The sequence below is a fragment of the Rhodococcus sp. FG69 genome (assembly GCF_057808915.1).
Map to the genome: position 1 here is coordinate 77,914 of NZ_JBMDIX010000015.1, position 14,901 is coordinate 92,814.

The 14,901-nt window shown below is 63.6% G+C and carries 15 protein-coding genes; 5 read left to right on the plus strand and 10 right to left on the minus strand.

The features are described 5' to 3' along the window. Positions 1–219 precede the first annotated feature (219 nt). From ACODSO_RS13845 to ACODSO_RS13865, 5 genes are read left to right on the plus strand one after another with little or no spacing between them, the layout of a single operon-like run. Positions 220–675, plus strand: a complete 456-nt coding sequence (locus ACODSO_RS13845) for an Asp23/Gls24 family envelope stress response protein (protein WP_068381530.1) — start codon at positions 220–222, stop codon at positions 673–675. Beyond that, a complete protein-coding gene (locus ACODSO_RS13850; protein WP_489037376.1) occupies positions 672–971 on the plus strand; it encodes a hypothetical protein in 300 nt (99 codons plus the stop codon). The genes ACODSO_RS13845 and ACODSO_RS13850 overlap by 4 nt, the downstream gene beginning before the upstream one ends. Further along, positions 968–1,147 carry a DUF2273 domain-containing protein gene (locus ACODSO_RS13855; protein ID WP_338886293.1) on the plus strand — a complete coding sequence of 60 codons (180 nt, stop codon included), beginning with the start codon at positions 968–970 and terminating at the stop codon, positions 1,145–1,147. The genes ACODSO_RS13850 and ACODSO_RS13855 overlap by 4 nt, the downstream gene beginning before the upstream one ends. Next, a complete protein-coding gene (locus ACODSO_RS13860; RefSeq protein WP_489037377.1) occupies positions 1,147–2,079 on the plus strand; it encodes an Asp23/Gls24 family envelope stress response protein in 933 nt (310 codons plus the stop codon). Before ACODSO_RS13855 ends, ACODSO_RS13860 begins: the two co-directional genes overlap by 1 nt. Continuing rightward, positions 2,076–2,690 (plus strand): Asp23/Gls24 family envelope stress response protein, encoded by a 615-nt coding sequence (locus tag ACODSO_RS13865; protein ID WP_489037378.1) that lies wholly within the window; start codon positions 2,076–2,078, stop codon positions 2,688–2,690. Before ACODSO_RS13860 ends, ACODSO_RS13865 begins: the two co-directional genes overlap by 4 nt. On the opposite strand, the gene ACODSO_RS13870 is transcribed toward ACODSO_RS13865, so the two are convergent. The 10 genes from ACODSO_RS13870 to ACODSO_RS13915 form a co-directional block, all read right to left on the minus strand. Next, the gene (locus tag ACODSO_RS13870) at positions 2,633–5,119 is read right to left on the minus strand and encodes a polynucleotide kinase-phosphatase (RefSeq protein ID WP_489037379.1); all 2,487 of its coding nucleotides are present in this window, start codon (positions 5,117–5,119) and stop codon (positions 2,633–2,635) included. The two genes, ACODSO_RS13865 and ACODSO_RS13870, sit on opposite strands and share 58 nt — an antisense overlap. Further along, complete coding sequence (locus ACODSO_RS13875; RefSeq protein ID WP_489037380.1) at positions 5,116–6,501, minus strand: 3' terminal RNA ribose 2'-O-methyltransferase Hen1; 1,386 nt, start codon at positions 6,499–6,501, stop codon at positions 5,116–5,118. Before ACODSO_RS13875 ends, ACODSO_RS13870 begins: the two co-directional genes overlap by 4 nt. A 126-nt stretch (positions 6,502–6,627) precedes the next feature. Continuing rightward, positions 6,628–7,818, minus strand: a complete 1,191-nt coding sequence (gene tuf / locus ACODSO_RS13880) for an elongation factor Tu (RefSeq protein WP_489037381.1) — start codon at positions 7,816–7,818, stop codon at positions 6,628–6,630. 120 nt (positions 7,819–7,938) lie between these two features. Next, positions 7,939–10,041, minus strand: a complete 2,103-nt coding sequence (gene fusA, locus ACODSO_RS13885) for an elongation factor G (protein WP_489037423.1) — start codon at positions 10,039–10,041, stop codon at positions 7,939–7,941. Positions 10,042–10,171: 130 nt separating this feature from the next. After that, the gene (gene rpsG / locus ACODSO_RS13890; protein ID WP_003941856.1) at positions 10,172–10,642 is read right to left on the minus strand and encodes a 30S ribosomal protein S7; all 471 of its coding nucleotides are present in this window, start codon (positions 10,640–10,642) and stop codon (positions 10,172–10,174) included. 1 nt (position 10,643) lies between these two features. Further along, a complete protein-coding gene (rpsL, locus tag ACODSO_RS13895) occupies positions 10,644–11,018 on the minus strand; it encodes a 30S ribosomal protein S12 (RefSeq protein ID WP_008714048.1) in 375 nt (124 codons plus the stop codon). A 284-nt stretch (positions 11,019–11,302) separates the two neighbouring features. Further along, a complete protein-coding gene (locus ACODSO_RS13900; RefSeq protein ID WP_489037382.1) occupies positions 11,303–11,821 on the minus strand; it encodes a DUF3558 domain-containing protein in 519 nt (172 codons plus the stop codon). Further along, positions 11,818–12,333: a DUF3558 domain-containing protein gene (locus ACODSO_RS13905; RefSeq protein WP_489037383.1), complete on the minus strand. Its 516-nt coding sequence runs from the start codon at positions 12,331–12,333 to the stop codon at positions 11,818–11,820. Before ACODSO_RS13905 ends, ACODSO_RS13900 begins: the two co-directional genes overlap by 4 nt. A gap of 115 nt (positions 12,334–12,448) precedes the next feature. Further along, positions 12,449–13,432, minus strand: a complete 984-nt coding sequence (locus ACODSO_RS13910) for an antibiotic biosynthesis monooxygenase (RefSeq protein ID WP_489037384.1) — start codon at positions 13,430–13,432, stop codon at positions 12,449–12,451. Continuing rightward, positions 13,432–14,829 carry an amidohydrolase family protein gene (locus ACODSO_RS13915; protein WP_489037385.1) on the minus strand — a complete coding sequence of 466 codons (1,398 nt, stop codon included), beginning with the start codon at positions 14,827–14,829 and terminating at the stop codon, positions 13,432–13,434. The genes ACODSO_RS13910 and ACODSO_RS13915 overlap by 1 nt, the downstream gene beginning before the upstream one ends. Positions 14,830–14,901: the final 72 nt, after the last annotated feature.

The following is a 14,901-nucleotide window of genomic DNA, read 5'->3' on the forward strand; positions in this document are numbered from 1 at the left end:
CCAGTCCACGGGCCGCCGTCGGCTCCGTCGTAGCAGTTGTGTCCCCAACCCAGCATCACGGTTGCGGCTGACGTGTCCTTCGATACCTTATGTCTTCATCCGCGAACTGTTCGTTACTGGTGCGAAATCAGTCGTGTGCACGTGATGAACGAACAATGCGTACGCACTCGGCGTCGAGACAGCCATGCGGTCGGCCAGGATCCGTCTACGATCGATTCCATGAGCACGGACCCCAGCTTCGCCGCAGCCGCCCCGGCAGCGCTGACCACCACGCAGGGTCGAACGATCATCGCCGACGCGGTCGTAGCCAAGATCGCAGGTATCGCCACGCGCGAGGTCGACGGTGTATACGACGTCGGTGGCGGCACCGCGCGCGCCGTCGGCGCATTGCGCGACCGCATCCCAGGCGCACGCGTCAACCACAGCCAAGGCGTCGCCGTCGAGGTGGGCGAGAAGCAGACAGCAATCGACATCGGCATCGTCGCCGAGTACGGTGTGGCGCTCCACGAACTCGCTGCAGCGATCCGCCGCAATGTCATCTCCGCCGTCGAAGGCATGACCGGGTTGGAGGTCACCGAAGTCGACATCACCGTCTACGACGTCATTCTGTTCGACGAAACGGTGCAGGCTACGTACTCGGGCGAGGGCGCCGACGTCCGACGCCGGATCCAATGACCGCCGACCTCGCCGATGCCGACCTGGCCGATGTTGTCGCGGCGACGACGTTGACGGTGGCCGGAGTCGCGGCGATGCACGGCGGAGAGTTCGGGGAGATCGCGACGTATCTGCCTGGCCGAAAAGTCGTCGGAATCCGCATCGATTCGCAGCGGTGCGACATCCACATCAGTGCCGCGTACCCATCCGACGTCAACGGTGTCGCTCGCGGTGTTCGCCAAGCCGTACAACCGCTCGTATCCGTTCCGGTCTCGGTGACCGTCGAAGACATCATCGATCCAGGGAGTACGTCATGACCTACACCTTCGTCGGATTACTCACCGGACTGCTGCTGGCCCTCGCTGGAATCATCGGTGGCTTCAGCGGTTTCGTTCTGGCCTTGTTTCTCGGTGCGGTCGGGCTGGCTCTCGGTGCCCACTTCGATGGCCGATTGGATCTGACGTCCCTGCTACGTAGCCGTGGCCGTGGGTGATGACCGAAGTCGATACCGGTGGCCCCGGCACGCTCGTCATCAAGGAGCGGGTCATATCGCGAGTCGCAGTCGCTGCGGCTCTGACGGTTCCGGATGTGGTTCGTCAGGTCGGCGGGATGACACGACTGACCGGACGTGATCTGCCCCGCGCCGATGTCACGGTCGGTGAGCATGCCGCGTCGGTCAATCTCTACATCGCGGTGCAGTGGCCGTCTCGAATTTCCGATGTCGCACACGAAGTCCACGACGAGGTCGCGCGAGTGCTGGCCGACATCGTCGGTCTACCCCTGCACCGCCTCAACGTCGTCGTCGCAGGGACATCGCCGAGAAGCGAGGTCCAGAGCACGGTCTCGGAGAACACGCACCCAGTTCTTCGACCGAGACCGCCTACCGCGAGTCCTGCGGCTCTCTTCACCGCAATCGTGCTGGCATTCGCACTACTCGGCGTAGCCTTTGTCGCAGGCCGTGAATTCCTGATCGTCCACGGCACTATCGTCGGCGCTCCGTGGATCGGCAATACCGTCGACTGGATCGCCGACTTGCATTGGGCCACATGGATGATCACCGCTGCTGCCGGGATGATCGCGGTCGGACTGATTCTGGTGGCACTCGGACTCATACCTCGCACCAAGACCCATACAGGTGTTCGTTCGCCGAACTCACCGTCACCCATGGTCTGGCTGCGCCCCACCGATGTAGCCCGAATGTGCAGCGATCACGCCGGCAGCGTTCCCGGTACCGAATCGGTGCGAACGACGGTGACGAAAAAGAAGGTGACGGTCGAGGTGCGACGCGTCTCACGTGGCGACGACGCAATCCTGACCGAATCGGTGCGCGAAGCCGTTGCACCAGTGCTGGCGGTGCTCGCGGACACAAGAAAAGTGCGAGTCCGTCTACTGCATCCGTCCGGCGTCGGGGAGGCTCGGTCGTGAAGCGTGCGACGGCCGTCATGGACCGACTCCTCGTGGTGCTGCTCGGACTCGCACTCATCGGCGCTGGAGTCTTCGCTCTCGGGTGGTATTTCGACGTGCCGATCGCCATCCGTACCCTGTCGCGATTCGACCGCGACATCTTCGCGGGCTTCCCGGCGGAGAGCTGGTGGGAAACCGCTCTGGCCATCACTGCGGTGGTGTGCACGCTCGTTGCGATCGCCCTGCTGATCGGCAACCTGTCACCTCGCCGGACCGGAACGGTGCAGATCTCCTCCGACGACGCTCTCGCCGTCCGTGTCGATCTCGGCGCCCTCGCACGCGGGGTCGCGGCGGATCTTGCGGAGTTTCCCGACGTGGAGTCCGCACGGGGGCGTGCGATCGACGACCGCGGTACCGCGACACTCGCGGTGACCGTCCAGACGTCCCCCCACATCGACATCGACGCCCTCACCCGCCACGCCGAACAGAAGGCACAGTTCGTGGCCGATTCGATGGAGGGTGGGGACGTCGCGCTCCGCGTCCAGGTCCATGTGGGTGCGGCTACGCCCCTCGCTCACAACCGCGGATCCACCGGCTCCGACTCCATCGCAAGCACAGCGAACACCGCTTGATGCACCCGCCACAGCGGCTCCCCGCGAACCGCTCGTTCGAGCGCCTCGATGCCGAGGGCGTACTCCCTCGACGCCATCGACTGCTTGTGCGCGAGGTTCCGATCACGCAGCGCCGTCAGAGCGTCCGGTTCGGTGTAGTCCGGGCCGTAGATCAACCGTAGGTAGTCCCGGCCGCGAACCTTGATGCCCGGCTGCACCTTTCCGGTCGGTCTGTTTGCGGCAGGCTTGACGACCATGCCCTCGCCACCGTCCGCGGTCAGGTCCTCCCACCACCGAGCACCGGCCGCGACCGAGTCCTCGGATGCCAGATCGACCACGATCCTGCGGGTCGCGGTGAACACGTCCGGACGTGTCTCGACCAAACGGTCCGCAACTCCGAGGTGCCACAGGTGCGGCCTGTCCACGTGCACTCCCGTGTCCGTGGCCAGGATCTGGAACGGAGCCAGCGATACGCCGTCGAGACCCGCCGTCGGCCACACGTATCTGCGGTAGGCGTCGGTGAACTTCGCGATCCCGCTGCGCCGTCTACTGTTTCGCTCCTGCCGATCCGCTACCGACAGCCCTCGCGCGGCTGCGCGCGCCAACACCGAGTGCTCGGCTTCGAGGTCGGCCCGCGCAGCCGCGCCGACCGACGCGTACTGACTGCGAATCAAGCCCTCTGCCTTGGCAGACCACGGCATCAGCTCGCAGTCGACGATCACCCATCGGGCGTCGAGTTCCTCCCACAGGCCCGCCGTGGCAAAGCCCTCGTCGGCCGCAGCAACCAGCTCGCGGGTCAGATCGTCGTCGAATACCTGTCGACCGGTACGGGTGTAGGCGATGCCGTCACCACCACGGTGCAGGACAAGCACGACCCGCGAACCCATGTGCTTCTCCTCGCAGATCACCTCCGTCACCCCCACCCGCCGATAGGCGTCGAACGCCTCGGTCGGGTACTCGAGGTAACCCTCCCGAGTCGACGATGGACACGGCGCCATCGTCGGCGGTAGATACCGCAGCCACTCGGGGGCGACAGCGAACCGGCTCATCACCTCGAGTGCGCCCGCTGCATTCTCGGCGCGAATGCTGACGCGTCCACGAAGTGATGTCTCGACGCCCGTCGGTCCGAGGACATCGCTCAGGTCGAGTGAATTTTCCTCTCGCACATACTGATTCAACGGTTTCGCCGGCGCGTACCACTGCTTTTCGGCCGGAACGGACACGATGTCGCGTTCCGGGTACCGCATCGCCGTCAGCTTCCCGCCGAACACACAACCGGTGTCGAGACACATCGTGTTGTTCAGCCACTCGGCCTCCGGAACAGGAGTGTGACCGTACAGAACCATCGCCGAGCCGCGGTAGTCCTGCGCCCACGGGTATCGGACCGGCAGCCCGAACTCATCGGTCTCGCCGGTGGTATCACCGTAGAGCGCAAAACTACGAACCCTGCCCGACGCCCTGTTGTGGTACTTCTCGATGAGCCCGGCGTGTGCCACGACGAGCCTGCCGGAGTCGAGAACGAGGTGCGCGACGAGTTCGTCGCAGAATTCCAGAACTTCACGGCGGAACTCGTCGGTCTGCTCGGCAAGTTGCGCGAGGGTCTCGGCCAAACCGTGCGACACATTGACCTTGCGGCCGCGCAAAGCCTGCACGAGCTTGTGTTCGTGATTGCCCGGAACAGCAAGTGCTTCACCGCTGCCGACCATCCCCATGACGAGCCGCAGAACGCCCACAGAATCCGGCCCCCGGTCGACGAAGTCACCGAGGAACACCGCAGTACGGCCGCTCGGCGGAACTGCGCCGACTGCACGGCCGTCACCGCCTCGCCGCAATCGATAGCCGAGCGCCGTCAGAAGCGTCGTCAATTCGCCGAGACAACCGTGGATATCGCCGATGACGTCGAACGGGCCCTCTATCGCCCTCATGTCACTGCGGAGTGGGGTCCGGACGAAGGTTGCCTCGCTCACCGCGTCGGTACCGCCGAGAACGTGGACGGCACGGAAGCCTTCCTTCGACAGCCCTCGCATCGACCGCGTCAGCTGCTGGTGCTGACGCCGCAACACATCGCGTCCGAACGTTCGGTCCTCGCGCGCGGCATTCCGCTGCGCGCACACCGATTCCGGCACATCCAGCACAACGGCTACCGGCAGCACGTCGTACTCGCGAGCGAGCTTCACGAAGGCCTTCCGCGCGGCGGGTTGCACGTTGGTGGCGTCGACGACCGTCAACCGTCCAGCAGCGAGGCGTTTGGCGACGATGAATTCGAGCAGCTCGAATGCATCTTTCGTCGCGCTCTGCTGGTTGGGGTCGTCGCTGACGATGCCGCGACAGGTATCGCTGGACACCGTCTCGTAGGGTCCGAAATGTTCTGCAGCAAAGGATGATTTGCCGGATCCACTGATTCCGACCAAGACCACGAGCGAGAGGTCCGGGAGTTCGAACTGCGTCATACCGCCTCCTCTCGTCTGGTGAACACTGCCATCTGGGTAGGTGCACCGTGTGCGTCGTCGACGGGACCCACGCTCGCATACCGAACGTCGTAGCCGCCGTCGTCTGCTGCGGCGTTCGCCCAGTCCCGGAATTGTGCACGGGTGAATTCGAACCGGTGATCAGGGTGACGGAAGCCGCCGGCGGCCAGGCCGTCGTACAAAGGGTTGTATTCACTGTTGGGTGTTGTGATCACGACTGTCGCGGCTCGTGCTTCTCTGAACACCGAACGCTGCAGTGCCGCAAGCCGCTCCGGATCGACATGTTCGATCACTTCCATCAGCACCATCGCGTCGAACCCCACGAGCCGCGAGTCACGGTAGGTGGCGGAGGACTGAAGGAGTTCGATCCGTGCCCGCTGGCGGTCCGGCAGATCAGCGAGGCGCAATCGGCGCTGCGCCGACTCCAGCGCACGTGCACTCACATCGACGCCGACGATCTTGTCGAAAACAGTGTGCGCGAACAACTCTCGCAACAGCCGGCCTTCCCCACAACCGAGGTCGACGACGCTCGACGCGCCCGCGGCCTTCAACTCGGCCAGTACCGCCGTCGCTCGCAAGTCACCGAGACTCGGATCTCGTGGCGCAGGTTCGCTCCGGTCCGCGTCCGAAACCAACCGGTCCACCACCGAGGCGACAAGCTCGCGCCGGTGCTTGAGGTACCGTTCGGTGATCAGCGTGATGTGCGGGTGGTCGGCAAGCCAATCCCCCGCTGCCCGAACGAGTTTGTCTGCTTCCTCCTCGCCCACCCAGTAGTGCTTGACGTCGTCGAGCACGGGCAGCAGGACATAGAGCTGCTTCAGTGCAGCCGACACCGTTACTCGCCCGGTGAGTGTGAGGTCGAGGTAGATCGAGTCGCCCCAATCCGGGATCTGCTCGTCCAGCGCGATCGGTACGGCCTGCACGGTCCAGCCGAGCGGTCCGAACAATTCGGCGGCAAGTTCGCTTCCACCGCGACACGGCACCGACGGCAGGTTGATCGTCAGGTCCAGCGGAAGCTTCGGCAGCTCAGGGCGGGCCGTACACACGCCGGACATCGCCTGCTTGAACACCCGAGACAGCGCCACCGCCAGCATCGACGCTCCCGCATACGGACGGTCGTTGACGTAGCGGCCGAGCGCGAATTCGCTCGACGAGTACTTCGGCTGGGTTCGTCCGAGCTGAACCGGGTCGACATCGAGAAGCAGTGCGACACAGGTCGATTCCCGTCCGGCTTCCGGGTACAGCACAGTCGCCGATCCGACCGACAGCCCGAAGGTCTGCACCTTGTCGGGATGTTTGTGCAACAGGTACCCGAGATCGGTGGAGTCCGTGAAATCGGTTGTCGCATCGGCGGTCAGAGTCATGAGCACGCCTGCTTACGCTACGGGACCGTCGGTTTGGGCGCGCGTGGTTTTATGGCGGCACGACGAAGAAAGCGGCACCCACCCTCTCGGGTGAGTGCCGCTTTCGTACAGCTGGGTGGAGCTAGATCACTTGATGATCTTCGTGACGCGACCGGCGCCGACGGTACGACCGCCTTCACGGATTGCGAAACGCAGGCCCTCGTCCATGGCGACCGGCTGGATCAGCGTGACGGACATCTCGGTGTTGTCACCGGGCATGACCATCTCGGTGCCCTCGGGGAGGGTCACAACGCCCGTTACGTCCGTGGTACGGAAGTAGAACTGCGGGCGGTAGTTGTTGAAGAACGGCGTGTGACGGCCGCCTTCGTCCTTGGACAGGATGTAAGCGTTGCCCTCGAACTCCGTGTGGGGAGTCGTGGTGCCCGGCTTGATGATGACCTGTCCACGCTCGACATCTTCACGCTTGATGCCACGAACGAGCAGACCGACGTTGTCGCCAGCCTGGCCCGAGTCGAGCAGCTTGCGGAACATCTCGATACCGGTGACCGTGGTCTTGGTCGAGCCGGGGCGGATGCCGACGATCTCGACCTCTTCGTTGACGTTGACCGAGCCGCGCTCGATACGTCCGGTCACAACCGTGCCACGACCGGTGATGGTGAAAACGTCCTCGACGGGCATGAGGAACGGCTTCTCCGTCTCGCGGACCGGGTCCGGGATGGAATCGTCGACGGCCTGCATGAGCTCGACAACGCTCTCGGCCCACTTGGGGTCGCCCTCGAGCGCCTTGAGTGCCGACACCTTGATGACCGGTGCGTCCTCGTCGAAGTCCTGCGCAGCGAGAAGCTCGCGGACCTCCATCTCGACGAGTTCGATGATCTCGTCGTCGTCGACCATGTCAGCCTTGTTGAGTGCAACGAGGATGTACGGCACGCCAACCTGCTTGGCGAGCAGCACGTGCTCACGCGTCTGCGGCATCGGGCCGTCCGTAGCTGCCACGACCAGGATTGCGCCGTCCATCTGAGCCGCGCCGGTGATCATGTTCTTGATGTAGTCGGCGTGACCGGGGGCATCGACGTGCGCGTAGTGACGCTTTTCCGTCTGGTACTCGACGTGGGAGATATTGATCGTGATACCACGAGCCTTCTCTTCCGGCGCCTTGTCGATCTCATCGAAGGCCGAGGCCTCGTTGAGGTCCGGGTACTTGTCGTGCAGAACCTTGGTGATTGCTGCAGTCAGCGTCGTCTTGCCGTGGTCAACGTGACCAATGGTCCCGATGTTGACGTGCGGCTTCGTCCGCTCGAACTTCGCCTTCGCCACTGTGTGTCCTCCTGGACTGTTGGTGCTTGCTTGATGCAGCAGTGCGGTTGTCTCGTACAGCTCTTGTGAACTGCATGGTCGTACGGTGTTTCAGATACAGCGTGTCCAGCTAGCGGAAAACTATTCTCCGGTCGCCTTCGCGATGATTTCCTTCGCCACGTTCGCGGGAACCTCGGCGTAGGAATCGAACACCATGGAGTAGTTAGCGCGGCCCTGAGTCTTCGACCGAAGGTCTCCGATGTAGCCGAACATCTCCGACAGCGGAACCAGTGCCTTGACGATACGGGCACCGCTGCGTTCCTCCATGGCCTGAATCTGACCACGGCGGGAGTTCAGGTCGCCGATGACCTCACCCATGTAATCCTCGGGCGTGATGACCTCGACGGCCATGACGGGTTCGAGAATGACGGGGCCGGCCTTGCGTGCGGCTTCCTTGAACGCTTGTGAGCCGGCGACCTTGAAGGCCATTTCCGACGAGTCGACGTCGTGGTACGCACCGTCGAGCAGTGTGACCTTGACGTTGACCAAGGGGTATCCGGCGAGAACGCCGTACTGCATGGCGTCCTGAGCTCCGGCGTCCACCGAAGGGATGTACTCCCTCGGCACACGACCGCCGCTGACCTTGTTCTCGAACTCGTAGGTAGCACCATCTTCGCCCTCGAAAGGCTCGAGCTTGATGATGACCTTCGCGAACTGGCCGGAGCCACCGGTCTGCTTCTTGTGCGTGTAGTCGTGCTTGTCGACCGTCTTGCGAATGGTCTCACGGTACGCAACCTGCGGCTTGCCGACGTTGGCCTCGACCTTGAACTCGCGACGCATCCGGTCGACGAGGATGTCGAGGTGCAACTCGCCCATACCGCCGATGACGGTCTGGCCGGTGTCTTCGTCCAGCTTCACCGAGAAGGTGGGATCCTCTTCGGCGAGCTTCTGGATAGCTGTTCCCAGCTTCTCCTGGTCGGACTTGGTCTTCGGCTCGATCGACACCTGGATAACCGGGTCCGGGAAGCTCATGGACTCGAGGATGATCTGGTTCTGCGGATCGCAGAGCGTGTCACCCGTCGTGGTGTCCTTGAGCCCGATCACGGCGTAGATGTGACCGGCAGACGCGGTCGCGATCGCGTTCTCCTTGTTGGAGTGCATCTGGAAGAGCTTGCCCAGACGCTCCTTCTTGCCCTTGGTCGAGTTGATGACCTGAGCGCCGGAGTCGACCTTGCCCGAATACACGCGGACGTAGGTCAGCTTGCCGAAGAAGGGGTGCGTCGCAATCTTGAACGCAAGAGCCGCGAACGGCTCGTCTGCGGACGGCTTGCGAGTGATCTCCTTCTCCTCGTCGCCGACGGCGTGTCCGATGGTCTCGGCAACGTCGAGCGGGGACGGGAGGTAATCGATGACGGCGTCGAGCATGGGCTGAACGCCCTTGTTCTTGAACGCGGAGCCACAGAGGATCGGGTACAGCTCGCTGTTGACGGTCATCTTGCGGATGGCTGCCTTGATCTCGTCGATCGTGAGCTCTTCGCCTCCGAAGTGCTTCTCCAGAAGCGCCTCGTCGGATTCGGCCACGGTCTCGAGCAGCATGTTGCGGTACTCGTCTGCGCGCTCTTTGAGGTCTTCCGGGATCTCCTGGATCTCGTACTTCTCACCGAGCTTGGTCTCGCCGCTCCACACGAGCGCCTTCATCTGCACGAGGTCGATAACGCCCTCGAACTCGTTCTCTGCGCCGATCGGCAGCTGGATGACCAGCGGCTTGGCACCGAGACGATCGATGATGGTCTGCACGGTGTAGTAGAAGTCCGCGCCCAGCTTGTCCATCTTGTTGACGAAGCAGATACGCGGAACGTCGTACTTGTCGGCCTGACGCCACACCTGCTCCGACTGCGGCTCGACACCCTCTTTGCCGTCGAACACGGCAACGGCGCCATCGAGCACGCGAAGCGAACGCTCGACCTCGACAGTGAAGTCGACGTGGCCGGGCGTATCGATGATGTTGATCTGGTTGTCGTTCCAGAAGCACGTCGTGGCAGCAGAGGTGATCGTGATGCCACGCTCCTGCTCCTGCTCCATCCAGTCCATGGTGGCTGCGCCATCGTGAACCTCACCGATCTTGTACGAGATACCGGTGTAGAAGAGGATGCGTTCGGTAGTGGTGGTTTTACCAGCATCGATGTGGGCCATGATGCCGATGTTGCGGACCTTGTTGAGGTCGGTCAGCACGTCCTGTGCCACGGAATTCATCCCGCCTTGTAAGTCGAAGAAGTGGGACTGGTCCAGCTTTGATGGTGATCAGGCCGGTCCAGGTACTCGGTACAACGCCGAAAGGATACGGAAAGTTTCGCCGCATCCTCCCGGCCGTAAGTCACCAGCGGTAGTGCGCGAACGCCTTGTTGGCTTCCGCCATCTTGTGGGTGTCCTCGCGACGCTTCACAGCGGCACCGAGGCCGTTGCTGGCGTCGAGCAACTCGTTGGCCAGACGTTCGACCATGGTCTTCTCACGACGAGCACGCGAGAACGTGACCAGCCAGCGCAATGCCAGCGTGGTGGAACGGCCGGGACGAACCTCGACGGGCACCTGGTAGGTGGCGCCACCGACGCGACGGCTGCGAACCTCGAGGGCCGGCTTGACGTTGTCGAGTGCACGCTTGAGCGTGACGACGGGGTCGGTGCCGGTCTTCTCGCGAGCCTGCTCGAGAGCCTGGTAGACGATGCGCTCGGCGGTCGACTTCTTGCCGTCGAGAAGGATCTTGTTGACGAGCTGCGTGACCAACGGGGATCCGTAGACCGGGTCGTTGATCAGCGGCCGCTTGGGTGCTGGGCCCTTGCGTGGCATATCAGCTCTTCTCCTTCTTGGCTCCGTAGCGGCTACGAGCCTGCTTGCGGTTCTTGACACCCTGGGTGTCGAGCGAGCCGCGAATGATCTTGTAACGCACACCCGGGAGGTCCTTCACACGACCACCGCGAACGAGCACCATGGAGTGCTCCTGCAGGTTGTGGCCCTCACCGGGGATGTAGGCGGTGACCTCTACCGAGCTGGTCAAGCGCACGCGCGCGACCTTACGCAGAGCAGAGTTCGGCTTCTTCGGAGTGGTGGTGTACACGCGAGTGCACACACCACGGCGCTGGGGACTGCCCTTGAGGGCAGCGGTCTTCAGCTTCGCAACCTTGTCGGTGCGACCCTTGCGGACCAGCTGGTTGATAGTTGGCATGAACCGGCTTTCTTCGTGTCGAAAATCAGGGATCTAGCAGTTGGAGCAAGAGAACACTGCTCCTCACCCGGTACTGCTGCTGCTCCAGTACTTCTACCGCGGGTCTCTTGCACCCCGCGGTCGGGTGTGTCGCATACCCCCACACGGCAGCCGAAACGCACGCTCGAAACTGAACATGAGCACGGCTGTACCTCGCATAGGCACACAGACGGACCGGCCAGGCCGGACACGACCCATAACGATACCCGGCGGCGCGGCCTCGGGTCAAAACGGTATCGGTTGTGCTATCTACTGAGGTTGATCGTCAGATCCATCAACGTTGTCGCCGCTTCGCACGGATCAGGGGACCCCGAACCGGGCAGATACTGCACCCACCACCCGACGACGCCCGAGTCCGGCGACCCTGCCGTCACCCCGCACGATCCGGGATCGTTCGGCGGTTGGGAGCGAATAGCCTTGCGGCCCTGCACCGTAATGTCCTCCACCGAGTACATCATCTTCTCGTTCGCGTCCCGTTCCGCACCGAGCGAACCGTTCTCGAACCAGTTGAAGGTCACCTTCACGATCCCGTTCGGGCCTGCCACGTCCCATCTGCAGATGGCCCCGAAGAAGCCCCGTTGAATGGCGTCGCCACCCACGGTTTCGGCTATGCGGTCGTCGGCGACGGCGTCGCACTCGGTGAGCAGATCCGTGAACGCCGAGTCGGTACCACTGTCGAACTGCTGAGCCGTAGGAGTGCCTTGGACGGTGGTGCTGCAGCCGGCCAGGAGCACGACACCGAGAGCAACGAACGCGCGTTTCATCGGGTGCGCTCGATGGTCAGTTCGGCGAGTTGCTGCGCAACATCGCAGGGGTCGGCCGTCGGTGGTTGATCACCGTAGGTAACAGACCAATGAATGAAATCCTTCCCGAACTCCACGCCCACCTCGCACAGATAGTTGTCGGTGGCCGCAGAGAAGCCCGGGTGACCGTCGATCTCGATGTCGTCGGCCGGTCGGCCGATCAGTTCCGAGCCCGAGCGTTCCCGTCCGATGGGACTGCCCCGGTACCAGGAAAAGCTGACCGACGGTCCGGCGAACCCGCTCACTTCCCACTCGCACCCGACAGAGTTGCGGGTGATCATCGCGAAGGCCCCGACTGCGAAGGTACTGCGCACATCTTCGTCGTCCACGGATCCGCACTGGCCGAAGAACGGGCCCGCGGCACCGGGATCCGCGGTGGTGGGACTTCGGCTGGACGACGGCTCGTCCCCGCCCCCGCACCCGGTGAGCAGAAGGCTGCATGCCACTGCTCCGAGAATCACTGGTGCGCGCATGTCCAGGACACTAATGGAGACCACCGACTCCGTCGTAGTGGCACGATTGGGTGCACGGGAATGCACTTAACCGCGCCTCTGGCGGCGGAGCCGCCGCCCTCGCCCACACAGCGCCTCAGTCGAAGTAGTCCCAGAACTGCAGCCACTTGATCGACGCGAACAGCGTCAGCGTGACGGCGTAGACGACCACCACAATCAACGCTCCGACGATGCTGACCTTGCGCGGGGCACCGTCGATCGGGTCGAGCCAGCTCCTGAACCACCCCGTGACGGCCGGCATGAAGAAGTAGGTCATGAGGCCGACGCTGAGGATCTGACTGAGCCACATCGACAGCCACGGCGGCGAGCCGATGTCGTCGAGCAGCGGCCCGACGAACCGGGACAGCGTCATCACCGTCGGATAGAGCACGAGCAGCACGAGCATCGCCGTCTTCCAGTCCGGCGTCACCTGCGTCTTGCCATCCTCGACGCGGACGATGGAACCGAACGGAGTGCTGTGTGTGATCACCGAGAAGTCGCCGGTGAGCTGTTTGCGAAGTTCCGGTAGCGCAGCACTGCGGACGTCGGACTGCATCCACGCCGACAGTTGCCGGTCCGTGCGGAACCGCAGCACCGACAACCACCTCGACGCCGAATCGCCGAGCACTGCGTCGCTCGGGCGTCCTGGACCGAGGAGTACTGCGCCTTCGAATCCGGAGAATCCCGCGCTGAGATCGACAAGCTCCTGCTGACTCCGTAGGAACTCGTCCTGCCTGCCGTTCGCGACGTCGTGCGCGATGATCCCGACCCCGGTCGACGGCGCACTTCCCTCGATGACGACAAGGTCGGTGCTGATCCGGTGATGGCCGTGCGCGTCGCCCTGACGGAGCAACCCGGCGCGCTCCGGGCTGTCGAGCCAGGCATGCAGATGCTCCTCGGAGTCGAAGGAGACAGCGGCCGCCCACTCGAAGTTCGTAGCGTCGGGGTGCGAGACGAGCGCGCTGTCGAATCCGGGGGCTCGCTCGGCAGCCGCCTGTAGCTCAGCTGCCCAGGATGCGAACGCCTCTCGCGTGTCCTCGCGGTGGAAGATGCTGACGGCGGTGGCCGGCGCGGTCAGCATCAGACCGCGTCTATGCGTCGACCCTGCACGTATACCTCGGTGATCGCAGGTTCTCGCATCGCCATCAGCAGCGCGAACAACATCTGGTCTCGGGCCATGTCCGGTTCCTCCGATCGAACGCCGCGGTCGATCAAGCCACCGAGCGGTGGCCATGCAGCAGGGTCGACGACGATGAAATCGGCCTCCTTGCCGTGATCGAAGTTGCCGATGCGGTCTTCCATGTCGAGTGCGCGAGCGCCTGCCAGGGTGCCGGTGAACAGCAGTTCGGCCGGATGGATCGACACACCGTCGTCGCCCGCCTCGGAAATATGCACCTTGAAGGCGTCGCCGAGCACTCGCGTCAGGAGAAACTCGTCACCGCCGCCGTAGTCCGACCCGATGGCGATGTTCACACCCGATGCGACCGTCCTCTTCCACGGCATGGTGCCCGAGCCGAGGAACTGCTGCGACGTCGGGCAATGCGAGATCGAGGTGCCGGTCTCGGCCATGCGGGCCAATTCGACGTCCTGGCAGTGGACCGAGTGGGCAAGGATGCTGCGCTTGCCGAGGAAGCTCTTGCCGCCGACCTTCGAGCCGGGGAGGAACTTCCCGTCGTAGGTGTCGAGGTACGACTCGACCTGATAGGTCTCCTTGGTCGTCGCAACTTCGCCTGTCCCGGGGCGGTCGTTCTCGTTGAGGTGACTGTGGAAGTACACGCCGCGATCGCGAACGGAGTCGTACAGATCGCCGAGGTTCCTCAGCGTCTCCGTCGTCACCGACAGGGAAAACCGCGGTACGACGGCAACGTGCAACTTCGCGGTGGCGACGTCGCCGGTGTCGGCCGCGTGCCACTTCTCGATCTCTTCCGACACGAGCCGAATCGCGTCCTCTTCGCTGGTGATCAGCGCCTGGGCGGAGTCGGGCCCGGTGGTCTGGACTCCGCGGCCGCTGACGACGCGCAATCCACGTCGCCGAGTCTCCTCGAACAACGAATCCTGCGCGTGCGGGAACGCAGATCCGAACACCATCGCCTGCGTGGTTCCGGCCGCAATGCGGCGATCGCAGAACGCTTCTGCGGCGTCGGCAGCGAACTGAGGATCCGCCAGCATCGATTCCGACGGGAAGATGCACGCGTTCAGCCACTCGAGCAGCTGACCGCCTCCATAGGCGTCGCCGGCGAACGTCTGCGGAAAGTGAACGTGAGTGTCGATGAATCCGGGGAGCAGAAAGCCTGGCCGATGGTCGACGACTATGCCGCTGTCCGGGGGAACGCGGTCGAACTCGCCCACGTAGACGATCACACCGTCATCGTCGACGACCAGCGCGCCGTCCGGGATCGACACCAGGGCGTCGGCGGCCCCGTCGACTGTCGGCGACCCTGCGATGTGGAAAACGTGTCCCCGGTGCACCCGGCTCACTGCTGTACCTGACTCACTGCTCTACCTGACTCACGATCAGAGCGAACCACGAGCGTCACGTTCGCGCTCGCC

What these genes read in the sequence shown, in the direction of transcription:
- ACODSO_RS13845 (WP_068381530.1), top strand. Translation starts at nt 220, where the DNA reads ATGAGCACGGACCCCAGCTTCGCCGCAGCCGCCCCGGCAGCGCTGACC.
- ACODSO_RS13850 (WP_489037376.1), top strand. Translation starts at nt 672, where the DNA reads ATGACCGCCGACCTCGCCGATGCCGACCTGGCCGATGTTGTCGCGGCG.
- ACODSO_RS13855 (WP_338886293.1), top strand. Translation starts at nt 968, where the DNA reads ATGACCTACACCTTCGTCGGATTACTCACCGGACTGCTGCTGGCCCTC.
- ACODSO_RS13860 (WP_489037377.1), top strand. Translation starts at nt 1,147, where the DNA reads ATGACCGAAGTCGATACCGGTGGCCCCGGCACGCTCGTCATCAAGGAG.
- ACODSO_RS13870 (WP_489037379.1), bottom strand. Translation starts at nt 5,119, where the DNA reads ATGACGCAGTTCGAACTCCCGGACCTCTCGCTCGTGGTCTTGGTCGGA.
- ACODSO_RS13875 (WP_489037380.1), bottom strand. Translation starts at nt 6,501, where the DNA reads ATGACTCTGACCGCCGATGCGACAACCGATTTCACGGACTCCACCGAT.
- rpsG (WP_003941856.1), bottom strand. Translation starts at nt 10,642, where the DNA reads ATGCCACGCAAGGGCCCAGCACCCAAGCGGCCGCTGATCAACGACCCG.
- rpsL (WP_008714048.1), bottom strand. Translation starts at nt 11,018, where the DNA reads ATGCCAACTATCAACCAGCTGGTCCGCAAGGGTCGCACCGACAAGGTT.
- ACODSO_RS13900 (WP_489037382.1), bottom strand. Translation starts at nt 11,821, where the DNA reads ATGAAACGCGCGTTCGTTGCTCTCGGTGTCGTGCTCCTGGCCGGCTGC.
- ACODSO_RS13905 (WP_489037383.1), bottom strand. Translation starts at nt 12,333, where the DNA reads ATGCGCGCACCAGTGATTCTCGGAGCAGTGGCATGCAGCCTTCTGCTC.
- ACODSO_RS13910 (WP_489037384.1), bottom strand. Translation starts at nt 13,432, where the DNA reads ATGCTGACCGCGCCGGCCACCGCCGTCAGCATCTTCCACCGCGAGGAC.